Origin of the sequence: Corallococcus sp. EGB (assembly GCF_019968905.1) — a bacterium.
Taxonomy (GTDB): Bacteria; Myxococcota; Myxococcia; order Myxococcales; family Myxococcaceae; genus Corallococcus.
Map to the genome: position 1 here is coordinate 258,952 of NZ_CP079946.1, position 18,014 is coordinate 276,965.

Sequence of the window (18,014 nt, forward strand, 5' to 3'; positions counted from 1 at the left end):
TGGCCAATGCGTTTCCGGGACCGGGCGGAGGCGGGACAGAAGCTCGCGGGGGTGCTCGCGCCCTACCGCTCCGGGGACGCGTGCGTGCTGGGCCTGGCGCGCGGGGGGCTGCGCGTGGCGTACGAGGTGGCCCGGGCGCTGGGAGCCCCCCTGGACCTGTGGGTGGCGCGGCGGCTGCGCGAGCCGCAAGGCCGCCTCACCCTGGGCGCGGTGACGGAGGGCGGCGGGCTGTACCTGGATCCCCAGGCTGCTCGGCGGACGAAGGTGCCGGGGGAGGCGCTCCAGCGCTTCGTGCATGACGAGGTGGACGACGTGGAGCGGCAGGCCCGGCAGCTGCGAGGCGGCCTCACGCCCCGCGTCCGCGGGTGCAGGGTGCTGCTGGTGGATGACGGGATGGTGACGGGCGCCACCGTGGCCGCGGCGCTCCTGGCGCTGAAGCAGCAGGGCGCGCGCCGGCGCGTGGTGGCGGTGGGCGTGGCGACGCCGCGCGCGCTGGAGCTCGTCCGGGGCCGCGCGGACGCGGTGCACGCGCTGCGCCTGGACCCCGCGCTGCGCGAGGTCTCCGACGCCTACGACGCCTTCCCCGCGCTCAACCAGGACGAGCTGCGGCGCTGGCTCACCCGCGCCCGGGAGGCCCACCCCGCGCGGGCGGAGGGCGTGGCGCCGGAGGTGGCGCCGGAGGTGGCGGGGGGCTGGTGGTTCTGACGGACCGCGCGAGGGCAGGCGAAACGGCGAACGACGAGGACACGAGGAGAGGACCGATGGACATCGAAACCGTGCATGCGGAGGACCCACGGCCCCGGACGCACTGGGAGCACTTCACCCGCGACGAGCTGCTCGGGGTTCGGGGCGTGGGCCGCTCCATGGAGCAGGCCTTCGAGATGGCGGCGCTGGGGCTCTGCGCGCTGGTGACGGACCCCCGGAGCGTGGAGACGCACGAGGAGTTGGAGGTCGACTGCCATTCGGCGGACCATGACGAGCTGCTCGCGGACTGGCTGCGGGCGGTGGTGGGCGCCATGGCGGGCCGGCGCCTGCGCTTCAATGGCTTCGTGGTGCGCCTGGACGGGCTCAACCTCTTCGGTCACGGCTTTGGCGAGCGCGCGGGGCAGTCGCGCCACGGCGCCAACGTGGCGGTGACGGGCGCGTCGCTCACCCAGGTCTCCGTGCGCCAGCAGCCGGAGGGCGTGTGGACCGCCGAGGCGTTGGTGGACTTCTAGGGCCGTGGACGGGCCGTGCGGGTGCGCCGCACGCCCGGACTCCCGGTGGACGTGCGGGCGCGGAGGGATGATTCGTCCACGGCAGGGGTGCGCCGGGGCTCGGGGCTGCTATAGGGACATCTCCCTCTTCGCGACCAGGACCCGCCGGACATGCCTTCCCGTGAACCCTGCTTTGTATGGCTCGACCTGGAGATGACCGGCCTGGATCCCAACACGTGCGGGATCATCGAGGTGGGCATCATCATCACCGGGCCGGACCTGCGCCCCATGGGTGAGTTCGAGCGCGTCATCTGGCAGCCGGAGGAGATGCTCCAGCGCATGGAGCCCGTCGTGCGGGAGATGCACACGAAGAACGGCCTGCTGGACAAGGTGCGCGCGTCGACGTCGTCCCTGCGCGTGGTGGAGCGCGAGGTGACGTCCTTCATCGCGGACTACTGCGACGTGGGCGAGGGCATCCTCGCGGGCAACTCCATCCACACGGACCGGCGCTTCCTCATCGACCACATGCCCATGGTGGACCGCTACCTGCACTACCGCATGGTGGACGTGACGAGCCTCAAGGTGATTACTCGTGCCTGGTATCCGGCGCTGGTGGAGCCGCGCAAGCCGCCCAGCGGGCACACCGCGCTCGCGGACCTGCGCTCCAGCATCAGCGAGCTGCAGTACTACCGGGACGTCCTCTTCCGCGCGACGCCGGGCTGAACGCCCGCTTCAGGCGCGAGGCCCCTCCGGGGGCAGCTGCTTCGCGATGGTGCCCAGCAGGTCGTCCAGCTCGAAGGGCTTGGCGAGGAAGTGGGAGCTGGCGCGGCGCTCCTCGTCCGTGAGGCGGCCCGCGCTCATCACGACCACGGGCAGGTCGCGCAGGTCCGGGTGGGCGCGGATGCGGCGCAACAGCTCGCCGCCGTCCATCACGGGCATCATCAAATCCAACAGCACCAGGTCCGGCTTGGAGGCCAGGAGCCGCTGCAGGCCCTCGTCGCCGTTGTACGCGGTGACGATGTCGTAGCCCTCCAGGGACAGGATGTCCTCGAGCGCCTCCACGATGGCGAGCTCGTCATCCACGATGAGCAACCGCCTCATGCGCGGCCCCCCGCACCCTTCCGTGCGCCACCTGGCACCCCCGTGGCCCAGGAGGCCGAGGTCGGATGGGACGGGTTTCGGGTAGGGTGGGACTCCACGCAATGGCTCCGGTTTCTCTCGCGGGAGAAGGTAGGTCCGCGCGGAATTTCGGCCAGGGGCTGGTGTGGGCCCTGTTGGGCAGATGGCGGTGGATGTGCCCTAGGGGGCGACCAGGCGTTCCCGGAGGATGTGCTTCTGGACCTTGCCCAGGGCGTTGCGGGGCAGGGCGTCGGTGAAGACGACGCGGCGGGGCTTCTTGAAGGCGGCCAGCCGTTCGCGGCACCAGTCCACCAGGGCCTGGGCGTCCGTGGGGGCGCCGGGGTGGGGGACGACGACGGCGACGACCTGTTCGCCGAAGTCCGGGTCGGGCAGGCCCAGCACGGCGGCCTCCGCGACGGACGGGTGCTGGGTGAGGACCTCTTCGACTTCGCGCGGGTAGATGTTGAAGCCACCGCTGATGATGAGCTCCCGGGCCCGGCCGGTGATGCGCAGGAAGCCGTCGGGGTCCCACTCGCCCAGGTCGCCGGTGCGGAACCAGCCATCGGCGTCGAAGGCCTCCTGGGTGGCGTCCGGGCGGCGCCAGTAGCCGGTGAACACGTGGGGGCCGCGGACCTCGATTTCGCCTGTCTCGCCGCGGCCCAGGGGCTTGCGGGAGCGCACGTCCACGACGCGGGCCTCCTGGCCGGGGAAGGGCATGCCCACGGTGCCGGGGCGGCGCTCGCCGTCGTAGGGCTGGGTGGTGTTCATGAGGGTCTCGGTCATGCCGTAGCGCTCCAGGATGCGAGCGCCGAAGCGCGCCTCGATGTCCAGGCACAGCTGGGGGCTCAGGGGGGCGGAGCCGGAGACCCACAGGCGCAGCGGGTGGGGCGTCACGCCGGTGCGGAGGGATTCCTCCAGGAGGCGGCCGTACATGGTGGGCACGCCGAAGAAGAGGGTGAGGGACGCATCGTCGTGCAGGGCGGTGAGGACGTCGGACGCGACGAAGCGGCGGCGCAGGTCCACGCTGGCGCCGGTGAAGAGGGTGCCGTGCAGGCCCACCATGAGGCCGTGGGTGTGGAAGAGGGGAAGGGTGAGCAGCAGCCTGTCCGCGTCCGTCCAGCGCCACGCTTCCGTGACGGCGCGCACGTTGGCGAGCAGCTGCCGGTGCTGGAGCATGGCGCCCTTGGAGCGGCCGGTGGTGCCGGACGTGTAGCCCAGCACGGCGAGGTCCTCGGCGCGAGGCAGGGGGAGCGGCGCGGTGGACGTGGCGCCCTGTTCCACGAGGGCGTCGAAGGCCACGGTGGGCAGGGACGCGGGGAGGTTCGCGGGAGGCGGCTCCACGGTGATGAGCCATTGGAGCGATGGCAGTGGGTCGCGCAGCGGCGCGAGCTCGGAGGCGCCGGAGGTGCCGGTGACGCAGACCTTCACTTCGGCGTCGGAGAGGATGTGGGCCAGCTCCACCTGGCGGTAGGCGGTGTTGACGAGCACGGCGACGCAGCCCGCGGCCTGGACGCCGAGCCAGGTGATGACGAACGCGTCGCTGTTCTCCAGGAAGAGGGCGACGCGTTCACCCGGAGCCAGTCCCCGGACCTTGAGTCCGCGAGCGAACGAGGTGACCCGCTCCGCCAGCTGTCCCCGCGTGTACGTCGTCCCTTCAAAGGACAGCAGCGGGCGCGAGGGTTCGTGACGGGCATGGTCCAGGAACACTTCAAGCAGGGAGGCCGGCATGGCGCGCGAGCCTACCCGGGACGGGATACGCTGGGCGCATGTCCGTGCAGAGGACCTATCTCATCCTGGCCTCCGCGCTCGTGCTCGCGGGCTGCATGAGAGCCGCCGCCTCATCTCCCGCGAAGTACGAGGAGGACCCCTCCATCACCTTCCCATCGTTCTTCGCTCAGCCTGCTGTCTCGCTGGGGACCGAAGGCACGGTGTACGAAATGGATGGAGACGTCCTGCGTGCGCTCACGGTCGCCGCGCGTGACTTGCTTCCACCGCAGGACGCCACCGTGTCCTGTGGAAGCCGCTGGGAGTCCCAGCAGTACCGGGTCGTCCGGCAGGGCGACGTCATCTTCATCCGCATCGACGAAGACCCGAAGGCCTGTGGCCGTACGCAGCCCGCGCTCGACTCAGGGGCGAGCTACGCCATCCACCGGGATGGCCGGATCCTCCGGCGGCTCATCGACGGCCAGCCCGACGTCGCGAAGCCCGAGGATGCTGGCGTGACCTCCACGCCTGGAGAACCCGGGACTGCATCCCCGGGTGTTGTGGGGGACGGGCCCTCACCGTTCCTGCCACGCTCCTGGCAGGACGCGGGCTCACCGGCTCCCGCGCCCCGCCCGTAGCAATGCATCAGAACATCGCCGCGCCCAGCGTGAGGCTGCACAGGAAGCCGCCGTGCTGGGTGGTGGCGATGTCCAGGTCGTCGAGGAGGTTCGGGTCGCGGCCGTCCGACGTGCGCCAGTTGTCCTCACGCAGGCGGTAGCCCCAGCCCACGCGCGCGCCCAGGTACATGGGGCCCATCGCCTGTCGCAGGCCCACCGCCACCGTCGCCACCGGCGTCATCAGCTTCTCCGTCGTGTACGACTCCGACTCGCCGCCGAAGCTGAGCGTGGTCGTCGACCTGCCGCCCATGTTGAAGCTCATGCCCGCCTCCAGGAACGGGCTCGTGCGCACCTCACCCAGCGGATACAGGCGCGCCCCCGGCCCCATCCGGATGCCCCACGCGCCCACGCCGGCGCTCAGGTTGAGTCCCAGGATGGGCGCGACCCGATACTCGAGCTCAACGCCGAAGATGCCCGAGGGACTGTTGAAGCCCGCCGCGACACCCAGGTCCAACGTCGTCCGGCCACCGCGTCGGCGGCGCGGCGCATCCTGATCCGCCGACAGGTCCCGTCCCGTCGAATCGCCGGACATCCCGTCGTACCGGGACCCGTTGTGGTTCATTCGCTCCGACACCCGCGAGTCCGAACCCGTGTCCGCGCCGGAGGCCACCGGAACCTCCTGCTCCGCCGCCACCTCCAGCTTCTTCGCCTCGTCCAGCACCGCCTGCGCCATCACCACCGAGCCCCTGTCGCTCAGGCTGGGATTGACGAACTCATACGCCAGCGTCTTGGTGCGCACCGGCGAATGCGTCGTGCTCAGCAGGTACGTCAGCCGGTACTTCTCCCCCGCGCGCGTCACCTTCGCGCTCACCGTCACGTCTGGAGAACCCTCGTGCTGCCCATCCATCAGGATGGCCTCCGAGGTGGTGTTCTTCAGCGCCTCGTTGATGCCGTAGCGCGTGCGCTCCGCCACGGTGCTCGCGGACAGGCCGCCCGCGTCCACTTCACTGCCCACGTCCGTGAGCTGGAGATACAGGGCATCAGCGAACGCGGAGAAAGGCAGAAGGGTGGCGGCCAGCAGCATGCCGGCGCGCGCCCGCGGAGCGGTGGAGCGCATGGGGAGTCTCGCGAAAGTGTGTGGGAGATGAATCGAGCCTGCAGACGAGCGGACGCCGACTCTATTCAGCGCCCACTGGAGCTTTCCAGTGTCCGCTCCTGGGACGCGCCCTTCGCGCAAGCGGTCAACGCGGCCGGACGTTCCTCCGTCACCCTCGTGTTTCCGGGCGCTTGGCCCGGCTCGGAGCCCTGGCACACGGCTCGCTATGGCCCGGGGCGTGGACATCCCGAAGGCTCGAGCACCGCGTCGCAAACCCTATCTCCTGGCCGCCCTGGGCCTCGCCGCGCTGGTGGCGGTGACGGTGGGCCTGTCCCGGCTGCGCCCCGCCGCGCCCACCGTGGACAAGGCCTCCGTGTGGCTGGACACCGTGAAGCGCGGCCCGCTGGTGCGCCAGGTGAAGGGCACCGGCTCGCTCGTCCCTGAATCCATCCGCTGGCTCACCGCGGACACCGCCGGCCGCGTGGAGCGGATCCACGTGAGGCCCGGCGCCACCGTCACCGCGGGCACGCTGCTCCTGGAGCTGTCCAACCCGGACGTGCAGCTCCAGGCCCTGGAGGCCGAACGTCAGCTCGCGAGCGCCGAGGGCGACTTCCTGGAGCTGCGCGAGCTGCTCCAGACGCAGCGCCTGTCCCAGCAGGCCACCGTCGCCACCCTCACCGCCGAGGCCGCCGACGCCACCCGCCGCGCCCAGGCCAGCACCGAGCTCTTCCAGAAGGCCTTCGTGGGCGATCTGGAGACGAGGCAGGCCCAGGAGAAGGCGCAGGAGTCCAGCCAGCGTCTGGAATTGGAGCGCCAGCGTCTGGAGGTCATGTCCCAGAGCCTGCGCCAGCGCCTGGCCGCGCAGCAGGATCAGGTGGAGCGCCTCAAGGCCGTGGCGCGCTTCCGCCGCCAGCAGGTGGAGTCCATGAAGGTGCTCGCGGGCGAGGACGGCGTGCTCCAGGAGCTGCCGCTGGAGCTGGGCCAGTGGGTGACGCCCGGCGTGCTCCTGGCCAAGGTGGTGAAGCCGGAGCGGCTCAAGGCGGAGCTGCGGATCGCGGAGACGCAGGCGCGCGACATCCTCCCGGGCCTGAAGGCGCAGGTGGACACGCGCAACGGCGTGGTGGAGGGCGTCGTGGCCCGCGTGGCCCCCGCGGCCAGCCAGGGCACGGTGCGCGTGGAGGTGTCCCTTCCAGACACGCTGCCCAGGGGCGCGCGGCCGGACCTCACCGTGGAGGGCACCGTGGAGCTGGAGCGCCTGGACGACGTGCTGTCGGTGGGCCGTCCGGCGGGCGCCCAGGCGGAGAGCACGCTGGCGCTCTTCCGCCTGCTGCCCGGTGGCGACGAGGCGGTGCGCATCCCCGTGAAGCTGGGCAGGGGCTCGGTGAACGCGGTGGAGGTCGTGCAGGGACTTTCAGAAGGCGATCAGGTGGTGCTGTCGGACATGACCGCGTGGGATGCGGTGGAGCGCGTGAGGCTGCGATGATGACGACGATGACGAACGACGGCGAGGCGAAGGCCATGGGCCCGGGCGTAGTGCCGGGCCGGGCGCTGCTCCAGCTCGACGGGCTGACCAAGGTGTTCGAGACGGAGGAGGTGGAGACGCACGCCCTCTCCAACATCCAGCTCACCATCCGTGAGAACGAGTGGGTGGCCATTGTGGGCCCGTCCGGCTCCGGCAAGTCCACGCTGCTCGCGGTGCTGGGGCTCCTCGACACCGCCACGCGCGGCAGCTACCAGCTCAACGGCAAGAGCGTCCTGGAGCTGTCGCCCACGGAGCGCGCGAAGGTGCGCAACCAGCACATCGGCTTCATCTTCCAAAGCTTCAACCTCATCGGAGACCTCACCGTCTTCGAGAACGTGGAGCTGCCTCTCACCTACCGCGGCCTGCCCGCGCAGGAGCGCAAGCAGCGCGTGGAGCGGGCCCTGGAGCGCGTGGGCATGGCGCACCGGGCGCGTCACCTGCCGGGGCAGCTCTCCGGCGGCCAGCAGCAGCGCGTGGCCGTGGCGCGCGCCGTGGCGGGAGACCCCCTCATCCTCCTGGCGGACGAGCCCACGGGCAACCTGGACTCGAAGAACGGCGAGGCGGTGATGCAGCTCTTGTCCGACCTGCACAAGGCCGGCTCCACGCTGTGCATGGTGACGCACGACCCGGCGCACGCGCGCATCGCCACGCGCACGGTGAGCCTGTTCGACGGCCGCGTCGTGCAGGACGAACAGCTCCGCTGAAGCAGAGGGGAAACGGCCATGGAACACCTGCTCGGCGATTTGCGCTACGCGTGGCGCTCCCTGAAGAACGCTCCCGGCTTCGTGGCGGTGGCGGTGCTGACGCTGGCGCTGGGCATCGGCGCGAACAGCGCCGTGTTCAGCGTGGTGAAGGGCGTGCTGCTCACCCCGCCGCCCTTCGTGCAGCCGGAGCGGCTGGTGCTGCTGGCCCCGAACTTCGAGGCCTTCGGTTTGAAGGCGGTGTCGAACTCGGTGCCGGAGTACCGGGACATGACCACGCACACGCGGGCCTTCACGGCGCTGGCGGCCTTCCGTCCCGACGACGTGACGCTCACCGGTGAGGAGTCGCCCCGGCGCCTGCGAGTCGCCATCGCCACGGCGTCCTTCCTGCCCACGCTGGGCGTCACGCCGGTGCTCGGCCGGGGCTTCACCGAGGAGGAGGAGACGCCGGGCCGCGACCAGGTCGTCATCCTCACGGACACCGCGTGGCGCACCCTCTTCGCGAAGGACCCGGAGGTGCTGGGGCGCGTGCTGCGGCTGGACGGCGTGCCGCGCACGGTGGTGGGCGTGCTGCCTCCGGGGGGCGTCTACCCGGAGGACATGGAGGTGGTGCTGCCCTTCGCGCCCACGCCGGAACAGCAGGAGGAGGCCCGGCGCGGCAACCGCTTCCTGAGCGTGCTGGCGCGGCTCAAGCCGGGCATGACGCTGGACGCGGCGCGCGCGGACCTGGTGCGCATGGGCAACGCACGCCCTCCGGAGCTGGTGAGCGATTACCAGCGGTGGGGCTGGTCCATGAGCGTGACGCCGCTGGAAGACCAGGTGGTGGGCGGGGTCCGCGAGACGCTGTGGCTGCTCTGGGGCGCGGTGGGCTTCGTGCTGCTGGTGGCGTGCTCCAGCGTGGCGAACCTGCTGCTGGCGCGAGCGGTGTCGCGAGGCCGCGAGGTGTCCATCCGCGCGGCGCTGGGCGCGGGCCGGCTGCGGCTGGTGGCGCAGTTCCTCACGGAGAGCCTGGTGCTGTCGCTGGTTGCGGGCGCGGTGGGGCTCCTGCTCGCGCTGTGGGGCACGGACGCGCTGGTGGCCACGGTGGGGGACAGCCTGCCGCGCGCCCAGGGCGTGAAGCTGGACGTGGCCTCCGTGCTCTTCACGCTGGGGGTGTCGGTGCTCACGGGCGTGCTCTTCGGGCTGGTGCCCGCGCTCCAAGCGAGCCGCGCGGACCTGCACGCGGCGATGCGCGAGGGCGCCCGTGCCACGGGGAGCCACCGCACGGGCCGGCTGCGCGCGGCGCTGGTGGTGGCGCAGGTGTCGCTCGCGCTGGTGCTGCTGGTGGGCGCGGGCCTGTTCGTGAAGAGCTTCCTCGCGCTCCAGCGCGTGGACGCGGGCTTCGAGTCCGACGGCGTGCTCACCGGACAGCTCGCGCTGCCCAGGGGGCAGTACCCGGAGCGGGCGAAGCAGGCGGCCTTCCTGCAGGCCCTGCTGCCCCGGCTCCAGGGGATGCCGGGCGTGGAGTCCGCGGGACTGACGAACGTGCTGCCGCTGGGGGGAACCACGGACAACAGCTTCGACATCGAGGGGCGTCCGCGCCAGCCGGGTGAGCAGTGGAAGGCGGTGGAGTTCCGCGCCGTCACCTCCGGCTACCTGCGCGCGCTGCGCGTCCACCTGCGGCAGGGCCGGCTCCTGGAGGACTCGGACGGGCCGGACGCGCCGTGGGCGGTGGTCATCAACCGCTCCTTCGCGAACCTCTTCTGGCCGAAGGATGACGCGCTGGGGCAGCGGTTGAAGCTGCACGGCAAGGACATGCAGTGGGCCACGGTGGTGGGCATCGTGGACGACCTGCGCGAGTGGGGCCTGGACGTGCCGTCGCGCCCGGCGGCGTACTACTCGCTGTCGCAGCTGCCGTCCGTGTCCATGGGCCTGGCGGTGCGCGTGAAGTCCGGGGACCCGGAGGCCCTGCGCGCCCAGGTGGAGGCGGAGGTGCGCGCGGTGGACGCGGACCTGCCGCTGTTCGACGTGTCCCCGCTCACGCGCCGGATGGACCGGTCCACCGGCCCCCGGCGGTTGTCCGCGCTGGTGATGGGCCTGTTCGCGGGCGTCGCGCTGCTGCTCGCGGCGCTGGGGCTGTCGGGCGTCATCGCCTTCTCGGTGACGCAGCGCACGCGGGAGCTGGGCATCCGCATGGCATTGGGCGCGGCGCGAGGCGACGTGCTGCGGCTGGTCCTGGCGCAGGGCCTGCGGCTGTCGCTCACGGGCGTGGCGGTGGGGCTGTGTCTGTCCCTGGCCCTGGCGCGCCTGTTGGGGGCGCTGCTGTATGGCGTGTCCGCGGACGACCCATGGACGTTCGGCGGGGTGGCGCTGCTCTTGACCGGGGTGGCGCTGGCGGCGTCGTGGCTGCCTGCCCGGCGAGCGACGCGCGTGGACCCCATCATCGCGCTCCGGGCGGACTGAGTTCCCTCCTTTCTGGCACAGTTGCGTCCCCTGGTGTCCCCCGTGTCCGAACCCACCGCTTCCTCCTCCCGTTCCACCCGCGTCCTCGTGGCCGATGACCAGCCGGACGTGCTGGAGGCGCTGCGGCTCCTGCTCAAGCGCGACGGCTACACGGTGGTGAGCGCGCAGTCCCCCGCGGGCGTGAAGGCCACGCTGGACGCGGAGGACGTGGACCTGGTGTTGATGGACCTGAACTACGCGCGCGACACCACGTCCGGGCGCGAGGGCCTGGACCTGCTGGGCGAGCTTCGCGCGAGGGACGCGCTGCTGCCCGTGGTGGTGATGACGGCGTGGGGGAGCGTGGAGGGCGCGGTGGAGGCGATGCGCCTGGGCGCGCGCGACTACGTGCAGAAGCCCTGGGACAACACGCGCCTGCTGGCCACGCTGCGCACGCAGCTGGAGTGGTCCCGGGCGCTGCGGCGAAGCCGGCGGCTGGAGGAGGAGAACCAGCACCTGCGCCGCGAGCAGGGGGGACGCTCGCCCATGGTGGGCGAGTCGCGGGCGATGCAGCCGGTGCGCAGGCTCATCGACCGGGTGGCGCCGTCCTCGGCGCCGGTGCTGGTGACGGGAGAGCACGGCACGGGCAAGGAGGTGGTGGCGCGGCTCATCCACGCGGCGAGCCCGCGCGCGGACCGGCCCTTCGTCGCGGTGAACTCCGGCGGCCTGTCCGAGGGCGTCTTCGAGAGCGAGCTCTTCGGACACGTGAAGGGAGCCTTCACGGACGCGAAGGCGGACCGCATCGGCTGCTTCGAGCTGGCGGACGGCGGCACGCTCTTCCTGGATGAGATTGGGAACATGCCGCTCACGCAGCAGGCGAAGCTGCTGCGGGTGCTCCAGACGGGGGAGCTGCACCCGGTGGGCTCGTCGCGGACCCGGCGCGTGGACGTGCGCGTGGTGAGCGCGACGAACGTGGACCTGGGCCGGGCGGTGGCGGAGGGGCGCTTCCGCGAGGACCTGCTCTACCGGCTCAACACGGTGGAGGTGCAGCTGCCGCCGCTCCGGGAGCGCAGGGAGGACATCCCGTTGCTCGCGGCGCACTTCCTGGCGGCGCAGGGCCAGCGCTACGGCCGCCCGAACATCCACCTGGCGCCGGGCGCCATGGAGGCGCTCATCGCGTATCCCTGGCCGGGCAACGTGCGCGAATTGGAGCACGCGGTGGAGCGCGCGCTGCTGATGGCGGTGGGCGACCGGGTGGAGGCGGAGGACCTGCTGCTCAAGCGGATGGGGCCGCAGGCCGCGGGGAGCACGCGCCTGGAGGAGATGACGCTGGAGGAGGTGGAGCGCTACCTCATCGAGCGCGCGCTCGGCCGGCACGACGGCAACGTGAGCGAAGCAGCGAAGGCGCTGGGGCTGTCGCGCAGCGCGCTCTACCGGCGGCTCCAGTACTACGGCATCAAGGGCGCGCGGTGAAGCGCGCGTCATGAAGCTCGCGCACGAACAGGACGCGCACGAACAGAAGTCGCGCGTGCCGCACGACCTGCGCATCCTGTGGCTCGGGGTCCTCGCGGGGCTGCCCGCGGTCCTCGTGACGCTCGCGCTCCTCTGGACGGGGGACTTCACCGCGAAGGTCCGCTGGACGCTGTCCGTGCTCGTGGTGGGCGTTCACGCCGGAGCATGCCTGGCGCTCCGCGAGCGCGTCGTGCGGCCCCTGCACACCGTCGCGGGCCTGCTGGCCGCGCTGCGCGAAGGGGACTACTCCGTGCGCGGCCGGGGCGGACACGTGGGAGACCCGCTCGGGGAGGTGCTCCTGGAGGTCAACGCCCTGGGCGACACCCTGCGCGAACAGCGCCTGGGCGCGCTGGAGGCCGGCGCGCTGCTGGGGCAGGTGATGGAGGCCATCGACGTCGCGGTGCTCGCCTTCGACGCCAGCGGCACGCTCAAGCTGGTGAACCGGGCGGGCGCCCGGCTCGTGGGCCTCCCGCGAGCGCAGCTCCTGGGGCAGCGCGCGGACTCCCTCGGCTGGAGCGAGCTGCTGGAGGGCCCCGCTCCCCGCCGCCTCACCCGCGTCTTCGCGCAACAGGACGGCGGCCCCTACGAGCTGTGGCGAGGCTCCTTCCGCGAAGGAGGCCAACCCCACCAGCTCGTCGTGCTCACCGACCTGCGTCTGGCATTGCGCGAGGAAGAACGGGAAGCCTGGCGCCGGCTGGTCCGCGTCCTCAGCCACGAAATCAACAACTCCCTCACCCCCATCCAATCCATCGCGGACGCGCTGCGAGACACCCTCGCCCTGGTGCCGCGCCCCGAGGACTGGGAGGAGGACGCCCGTCACGGCCTGGGCATCATCGCCCGCCGCGCGGAGGCCCTGTCGCGCTTCATGTCCGCGCACGCGCGGCTCGCGCGCCTGCCCCCGCCCAGCCTGGGGCCCGTGGAGGTGGAGCCCTGGGTCCGTCGAGTGGCCGCCCTGGAGCCGCGTCGCCCCGTCGCCGTGCGCCCGGGCCCCGGCCTCACCGTGCCCGGAGACGGAGACCAGCTGGAGCACTTGCTCATCAACCTGGTCCGCAACGCCGTGGACGCGGTCCTGTCGGACGGAGGCTCGGGCGGTGTCTGGGTTTCCTGGGCGGTGCACACGCCCGGCGCCGTGGAGGTCTGGGTGGAGGACGAAGGCCCCGGCCTCGCCGACACGTCGAACCTCTTCGTGCCCTTCTTCACCACCAAGCCCCAGGGCAGCGGCATCGGCCTGGCGCTCAGCCGGCAGATCGCCGAAGCGCACGGTGGCAGCCTGCGCCTGGAGAACCGCACCGACGGCCGGGGCTGCCGCGCGAGGCTCAGGCTCCCGCTGGACGCTCCGCGCGCGTGAGGCGCTTCTTGCTGGGCGCGGCCTCGGGCCCGGTGGGTATGGCGGGGACCGCGTCAGGCTCCGGCACGGGCGCGGCCAGCCGGTAGAGCACCGCGGTCGCCGCCCAGAAGAACATCACGCTGAACCCCACGTGGATCCACCGCGCCCCGGACCACTGCTGGATCGACGGGGGCAGCGCCTCCACCGAGACGAAGACGCCCAGCCACTGCCCCAGCCAGCACAGCCCCGTCACCCACAGCACGCGCTGCCACGAGGCCACCCGCGTGGGCCCGAAGGCATACCGGTGCAGGCCCCACAACAGCCCCACCGCGCAGCCCCACAGCGCCAGCCGTGTCAGCGAGAGCCCCCGGTGCGAAGGACCCAGTGGGTTCAGCTCCAGCACCCCGAAGCTCGGCGCCAGGATGAGCACCTGCACCAGCAGCACCCGGCGCACCCGCTCCGTCAGTCCCTTGAGGAGCTGCCCATACGTCCAGGTCAGCGCAATCATGGGGCCCTCCTCGGGCACGAATGAGCGGTGCTTCATGAGATGAACGGAGCGCCCTTTATTTCTTGATTTATTTGGTTGGGATGGACTCCCCGGCTTCCCCTACCCAAGCAATCTTCATGGGTTGGATTGCCTCCCCAATGACTATTCAAAGATGGACAGCTCGGAGAGGGTATAGAGATCGGCGGGTGGGGCGCTTCCGTCGTAGGTAAGGGATTCCACGGAGAAGCGCACGAAGCGCGCGGGCTCCGTGCTGGAGAGGGGGACATCCTGGAAGACGCGCTCTCGCCTGCCCAGCAGGAGCGGGGCGTCTCCGTAGGACGAGGCCTCTGCGGTGGGCTCGTTGAAGAAGCCGAGCTGTGCGTCGAGCAGGGATTGCTCGGTGGAGCTCAGGTCCCGCAGGACGACGCGTGCCAGGGATTGCCAGTGCTCGCCGTCCGCGCTGCCCTCCACGACGAGCGAATCCCTACCGCCGTAGCCTCGCAGATACTGAAGACCGCGCACCACCGCCCTGCGGGGCAGGGTGGGCCGGGGCAGGGTGATGACGACGCTGTGGACCCGCGGGTCGGTCTCCTTCTTGAAGAAGTCCACGGGCGTGAGCAGGCCATCCGTCCATGGACAGACATCCGGGAAGGACGGCTCGCACGGCGCGCCGCGGCTGATGGGGCGCAGTGTCCCCGCGGGCAGCGGTTCGGTGCCGGTGCGCCACTCCAGCCGGAAGTCCACGGAGCTCGCCTCGCTGCCCAGGGGCGAGAACAGCCACGTCCCTCCGCTGGCGGCCCGCAGCTGGACACGGGGACTGGCGAAGTCCTCCATCACCTGCGGGCTCGGCGTCCATGGAGAGGGGGCGCCTGTCTGGCGCCAGAGCAGCTCGCCGCCGGACGTGACCCACAGCAAGGGCTCCGGCGTGCTGGGCAGGATGGGGATGAGGTCGCCGTCCATGGAGCGCAGTTCCAGGGTGTCCGCCGTCACCGGCAGGGGCGGCGCCGGGGGCGCGGGAGGGAAGGCCACGCTGGGGCCCTGCTCACCGACGCTCACGACCGGGTGCGCGTCCCACGCCTTCAGCTCGGGCAGCTCCACGTCATTCTGGAAGGAGAACGCAAGGGATGCGCCGCTGCCGTCCGCTTCCAGCGGCAGCGACATCCGGAACACGCACCGTCTGCCGGAGGGGTCCGTCTCGACGACGTCCTGGTAGAGCAATTCCAGGATGAAGTCGCCGGAGGCGTCGGGGACGACGGTCCCGAAGGGCTGGAAGGACTCCTCCTCCGGATGCAGGCGCTCCAGGGGCAGCGGCTCGCCGGCGCGCGGTGAGCCGTCCCGGTGGAGCGCGCGGCCGTAGGCGAAGATGGGGTCCTCGGGATAGCGGTCGCAGCCGGTGACGGCGGAGGCCACGAGCGCCAGGGAGGTGACGAGTGCGCGTCGCATGTCAGTAGGTCGCCTTGAGCCCGAAGAGCGGGAGGATGACGGGGATGCGGATGGGGGCGCGGACGGGATGGGTGCCCCGGGGGTTGTTGGGGTCGAAGTCGGACTCGTCCCGGTACTCGTAGGCCACCACCTCCTGCTGCGCGGAGAGGTTGAGCACGTCGAGCGACGCATCCAGGGTGAAGTCCTGGTAGGCCCACGACTTCGCGATGCGCGCGTCCACGCGGAAGAACGGCGCCAGTCGCTGGGTGCGGTCCAGGTCCTGCCGCACCCAACGGTTCGTGCCGTCGCCGTCCGGCACCCAGCGCTGCGTCTGGGAGGTGATCTGCCCCGTCTCCGGGCGGCCGGTGTTGAAGTGCACCACCGTGCCCACGGTCCAGTTGTTGCCGAACTTGTAGCTGAGCGCGGCGTTGAACGTGTGCGCCTGTTCGAAGGCGAAGGGCAGCGTGCCCTCCACCGTCTCCAGGACCTTGTTGTCGTCGCTGAAGCGGGAGAAGCGCGCCTTCCGCCTGCTCTGCAGGAAGCTGTAGGACACCCAGCCGAACCAGTGGCGGCCCAGCGGGTGTCGGGCCATCAGGTCGAAGCCATAGGCGTAGCCGGTGGTGGCGGGGTCCGTGTCCAGGCTGAGCCGGCGGCGGCGGTTCTCCGCCACGTCCTTCAGGTCGAACTCCACCGCGCGGAACAGCGGGTTGAAGTACGCGTCCGCGCTCAGCTCCAGCCCCTCGAAGGCCTTCCACTCCGCGCCCACGTCGAGCTGCGCGCCGGACTGGAGGCCGTAGCGCAGGCTCGCGGTGTCGATGGCGGGCACGTGCACGAGCACGGTGGGGGGCTGGTGGTACAGGCCCGCGCCGCCCTTGAGCGTGAGGGTCTCCGTCAGCGCGTGGCGCACGGCCAGGCGCGGCTCCACCGCGGTGAAGGTCATGCCCGGCACCAGGTGGTACGCGTCCACGCGCAGGCCCGGCGTCACGGACCAGCGCTCCGAGGGCTTCCACGTGGCGGACGCATACGCGCCGGAGAAGGTGGCCAGCGCGCTCGGGCGCTTGAGCGGATCCGCGTCGTCCGAGGGGCGCCACCCTGGAGGCCGCGCGGTGCCGGCGAGCACGGTGGCGGAGCGACGGTGCTCCACGTCCGCGCCCAGGGTCAGGTCCAGTGAGGACGTCAGCGTCCGGCGCCATCCCGCGCGAGCGGAGACGCTCGCCTGACTCAGGCTGTACTCGCCCACCTGCTCGCGGATCAGCTCCCTTCCGGTGTCGCGCGTCCGTTCGCCGGTGAGGCCCAGTCCGTCCCAGCCCAGCGTGACGCCCACCTCGCCCTCGCCGCCCGCCACGGGGTGCGTGCCGCGCAGGTCGATGCGGTGGAAGCGCGACACGACGCCGCCTCCGTCCGCGGCGTCCCGCAGCTCCGGCGCGACGCCCACGTCGTCGGAGCTGCCGAGCGCGAACAGGCGCAGGCGGCCCTGGCCCACCTTCTGCTCGATGCGCGCCTGGTAGTCCCAGAAGCCCGCGCGCACCTTCTCCGCGTCCGAGCTCTGGAAGGTATTGGCCGCCAGCGAGATGAGCAGCGCGGTGTAGCTGATGCGGCCCGCGAGGCTGACGCTGGTGCCGGTGGACTCGAAGGGCTGTTCGATGAAGCCGCCCGCGTTGATCAGGTCCGCGTACGCGGTGAAGTGCAGCCGGTCCTCGCGCGGGCGGCTGAGGCGCCCCTCCACCGCGCCGCCCAGCACGCGGCCGTACTGCACCGGCGGCGCGCCCGAGTAGAAGTCCACGGTGTCGATGAAGTCCGGGTGCACCACCGCGGGCCCGAGCAGCAGGTGGTACAGCATCGGGATGCGCACGCCGTCCAGGAAGAAGCCCGTGGCGGCGGGCTGGCTGCCGCGCACCACCGGGTAGCTGATGCCGGACGCGAGGCTGCCCACGCCCGGCATCAGCATCACCACGCGGAACGGGTCACCCAGGGTGCCGGGCACCTCGCGGATCTCCTGCTCGTGCAGGCTGATGCGCGTCACCTCCGTGCGCGGGCGCTCGTCGCGCACCACGGTCTCGTAGGGGTTCACCTCGCGAGGCTGGAGCCGGTAGATGACCTGGAGCGTCTGGCCCTGCGTCAGCGTCTCCGTGAACGCGGTCGTCGCGTGGCCCGGCGCGCGGACCTCCAGCGTGTGCGTGCCCGGCGTCACGTCCACCGTGAAGCGGCCCTGTGCGTCCGTGGTGGCGGCGGGCTCGGGCGCGCCGTCCAGGAAGAGCGCCGCGTCCGTCAGCGGGCGGCGCGTGCCGCGCGCGCGCACCTCGCCGGTGACGCGAGTGTCGGAGGCGGGGACCTGCACGGGCGGCGTGAAGCGGTAGACGAACGGCAGGCGCACCGCCACGGGCGTGCCGCCCAGGGTGGCCGGGGTGAAGCGCAGGCCCGGGGCCGCGGCGAGCGCCGCGTCGGTGAGGCGCGGCTCGGCGGCGGCGCGCACCACCTTCACCTCCGCGACGCGGCCGTCCACGTCCACCCGAAGCTCCAGCTCCACCTCGCCAGGCGTACCTTCCAAGCCTTCCGGCCAGGAGGCGGGCGCCTCCGCGGTGAGGACCGGCGGGACGAGCGTCGCGTCCCCCGCGTCGGGGGACAGGCCCAGGCGGACGGCGTCCTCGGCGGAGAGGGCCTGACCCGCGTCAGTGGCATGGACGTCCACCTCCACGGCGCGAGGCTCGCTGGTGGCGGAGGGCACGCCCTGCGCGCGAGCAACCGCGCCGGACAGCAGCACGACCGCCAGCACCAGGCGGACAGCGAGGGGGGGGAGGAGCATGGGCGCGTGCTTCAACACCGGCCCCCCGCGAAAGTGACACCCTCGCGGGTGCCCTGCCATGACACCCGCGTCGCGCCAGTCCGTCCTCGG

15 protein-coding genes are annotated in these 18,014 nt (G+C 72.0%); 9 read left to right on the forward strand and 6 right to left on the reverse strand.

Annotated features, from left to right (window positions below; translation table 11 throughout):
- Positions 1-6: 6 nt before the first annotated feature.
- The 3 genes from KYK13_RS01130 to orn all read left to right on the forward strand — a co-directional run bounded on the left by KYK13_RS01130 (position 7) and on the right by orn (position 1,919).
- Positions 7-705, forward strand: coding sequence for a phosphoribosyltransferase (locus tag KYK13_RS01130; protein ID WP_223641103.1), 699 nt, complete (start codon positions 7-9; stop codon positions 703-705).
- 56 nt (positions 706-761) lie between these two features.
- Positions 762-1,217 carry an archease gene (locus KYK13_RS01135; protein WP_223641105.1) on the forward strand — a complete coding sequence of 152 codons (456 nt, stop codon included), beginning with the start codon at positions 762-764 and terminating at the stop codon, positions 1,215-1,217.
- 150 nt (positions 1,218-1,367) lie between these two features.
- Positions 1,368-1,919 carry an oligoribonuclease gene (gene orn, locus KYK13_RS01140; RefSeq protein ID WP_223641108.1) on the forward strand — a complete coding sequence of 184 codons (552 nt, stop codon included), beginning with the start codon at positions 1,368-1,370 and terminating at the stop codon, positions 1,917-1,919.
- Positions 1,920-1,928: 9 nt separating this feature from the next.
- Here orn and KYK13_RS01145 read toward each other — a convergent pair whose 3' ends face one another.
- Both KYK13_RS01145 and KYK13_RS01150 read right to left on the reverse strand, forming a co-directional pair.
- On the reverse strand, positions 1,929-2,297 hold the full coding sequence (locus tag KYK13_RS01145) for a response regulator (protein WP_223641110.1): 369 nt from the start codon (positions 2,295-2,297) through the stop codon (positions 1,929-1,931).
- Between the two features lie 198 nt (positions 2,298-2,495).
- Positions 2,496-4,043: an AMP-binding protein gene (locus tag KYK13_RS01150; protein ID WP_223641112.1), complete on the reverse strand. Its 1,548-nt coding sequence runs from the start codon at positions 4,041-4,043 to the stop codon at positions 2,496-2,498.
- Between the two features lie 38 nt (positions 4,044-4,081).
- Between KYK13_RS01150 and KYK13_RS01155 the strand changes: the two genes are divergently transcribed.
- Positions 4,082-4,657, forward strand: a complete 576-nt coding sequence (locus KYK13_RS01155; protein WP_223641114.1) for a hypothetical protein — start codon at positions 4,082-4,084, stop codon at positions 4,655-4,657.
- A 7-nt stretch (positions 4,658-4,664) separates the two neighbouring features.
- Here the strand turns inward: KYK13_RS01155 and KYK13_RS01160 are convergent, their stop codons facing one another.
- A complete protein-coding gene (locus KYK13_RS01160; RefSeq protein ID WP_223641116.1) occupies positions 4,665-5,753 on the reverse strand; it encodes a hypothetical protein in 1,089 nt (362 codons plus the stop codon).
- Between the two features lie 217 nt (positions 5,754-5,970).
- On the opposite strand from KYK13_RS01160, the gene KYK13_RS01165 reads away from it, so the two are divergent.
- From KYK13_RS01165 to KYK13_RS01185, 5 genes are read left to right on the forward strand one after another with little or no spacing between them, the layout of a single operon-like run.
- Positions 5,971-7,215, forward strand: a complete 1,245-nt coding sequence (locus tag KYK13_RS01165) for an HlyD family secretion protein (RefSeq protein ID WP_223641118.1) — start codon at positions 5,971-5,973, stop codon at positions 7,213-7,215.
- Positions 7,215-7,958 carry an ABC transporter ATP-binding protein gene (locus KYK13_RS01170; protein WP_370645396.1) on the forward strand — a complete coding sequence of 248 codons (744 nt, stop codon included), beginning with the start codon at positions 7,215-7,217 and terminating at the stop codon, positions 7,956-7,958. Before KYK13_RS01165 ends, KYK13_RS01170 begins: the two co-directional genes overlap by 1 nt.
- Before the next feature lie 18 nt (positions 7,959-7,976).
- The gene (locus tag KYK13_RS01175) at positions 7,977-10,397 is read left to right on the forward strand and encodes an ABC transporter permease (RefSeq protein WP_223641122.1); all 2,421 of its coding nucleotides are present in this window, start codon (positions 7,977-7,979) and stop codon (positions 10,395-10,397) included.
- 42 nt (positions 10,398-10,439) lie between these two features.
- Positions 10,440-11,846 carry a sigma-54 dependent transcriptional regulator gene (locus tag KYK13_RS01180; protein WP_223641124.1) on the forward strand — a complete coding sequence of 469 codons (1,407 nt, stop codon included), beginning with the start codon at positions 10,440-10,442 and terminating at the stop codon, positions 11,844-11,846.
- Between the two features lie 10 nt (positions 11,847-11,856).
- Positions 11,857-13,233, forward strand: a complete 1,377-nt coding sequence (locus KYK13_RS01185; RefSeq protein WP_223641127.1) for a PAS domain-containing sensor histidine kinase — start codon at positions 11,857-11,859, stop codon at positions 13,231-13,233.
- On the opposite strand, the gene KYK13_RS01190 is transcribed toward KYK13_RS01185, so the two are convergent.
- The 3 genes from KYK13_RS01190 to KYK13_RS01200 all read right to left on the reverse strand — a co-directional run bounded on the left by KYK13_RS01190 (position 13,202) and on the right by KYK13_RS01200 (position 17,924).
- A complete protein-coding gene (locus tag KYK13_RS01190) occupies positions 13,202-13,720 on the reverse strand; it encodes a hypothetical protein (protein ID WP_223641130.1) in 519 nt (172 codons plus the stop codon). The two genes, KYK13_RS01185 and KYK13_RS01190, sit on opposite strands and share 32 nt — an antisense overlap.
- Positions 13,721-13,861: 141 nt before the next feature.
- Positions 13,862-15,142 (reverse strand): hypothetical protein, encoded by a 1,281-nt coding sequence (locus KYK13_RS01195; protein ID WP_223641133.1) that lies wholly within the window; start codon positions 15,140-15,142, stop codon positions 13,862-13,864.
- 1 nt (position 15,143) lies between these two features.
- Positions 15,144-17,924 carry a TonB-dependent receptor domain-containing protein gene (locus tag KYK13_RS01200; protein WP_223641135.1) on the reverse strand — a complete coding sequence of 927 codons (2,781 nt, stop codon included), beginning with the start codon at positions 17,922-17,924 and terminating at the stop codon, positions 15,144-15,146.
- Positions 17,925-18,014 lie beyond the last annotated feature (90 nt).

What these genes read in the sequence shown, in the direction of transcription:
- KYK13_RS01145 (WP_223641110.1), bottom strand. Translation starts at nt 2,297, where the DNA reads ATGAGGCGGTTGCTCATCGTGGATGACGAGCTCGCCATCGTGGAGGCG.
- KYK13_RS01160 (WP_223641116.1), bottom strand. Translation starts at nt 5,753, where the DNA reads ATGCGCTCCACCGCTCCGCGGGCGCGCGCCGGCATGCTGCTGGCCGCC.
- KYK13_RS01175 (WP_223641122.1), top strand. Translation starts at nt 7,977, where the DNA reads ATGGAACACCTGCTCGGCGATTTGCGCTACGCGTGGCGCTCCCTGAAG.
- KYK13_RS01135 (WP_223641105.1), top strand. Translation starts at nt 762, where the DNA reads ATGGACATCGAAACCGTGCATGCGGAGGACCCACGGCCCCGGACGCAC.
- KYK13_RS01130 (WP_223641103.1), top strand. Translation starts at nt 7, where the DNA reads ATGCGTTTCCGGGACCGGGCGGAGGCGGGACAGAAGCTCGCGGGGGTG.
- KYK13_RS01200 (WP_223641135.1), bottom strand. Translation starts at nt 17,924, where the DNA reads ATGCTCCTCCCCCCCCTCGCTGTCCGCCTGGTGCTGGCGGTCGTGCTG.
- KYK13_RS01195 (WP_223641133.1), bottom strand. Translation starts at nt 15,142, where the DNA reads ATGCGACGCGCACTCGTCACCTCCCTGGCGCTCGTGGCCTCCGCCGTC.
- KYK13_RS01150 (WP_223641112.1), bottom strand. Translation starts at nt 4,043, where the DNA reads ATGCCGGCCTCCCTGCTTGAAGTGTTCCTGGACCATGCCCGTCACGAA.
- KYK13_RS01170 (WP_370645396.1), top strand. Translation starts at nt 7,215, where the DNA reads ATGACGACGATGACGAACGACGGCGAGGCGAAGGCCATGGGCCCGGGC.
- orn (WP_223641108.1), top strand. Translation starts at nt 1,368, where the DNA reads ATGCCTTCCCGTGAACCCTGCTTTGTATGGCTCGACCTGGAGATGACC.
- KYK13_RS01185 (WP_223641127.1), top strand. Translation starts at nt 11,857, where the DNA reads ATGAAGCTCGCGCACGAACAGGACGCGCACGAACAGAAGTCGCGCGTG.
- KYK13_RS01155 (WP_223641114.1), top strand. Translation starts at nt 4,082, where the DNA reads ATGTCCGTGCAGAGGACCTATCTCATCCTGGCCTCCGCGCTCGTGCTC.
- KYK13_RS01190 (WP_223641130.1), bottom strand. Translation starts at nt 13,720, where the DNA reads ATGATTGCGCTGACCTGGACGTATGGGCAGCTCCTCAAGGGACTGACG.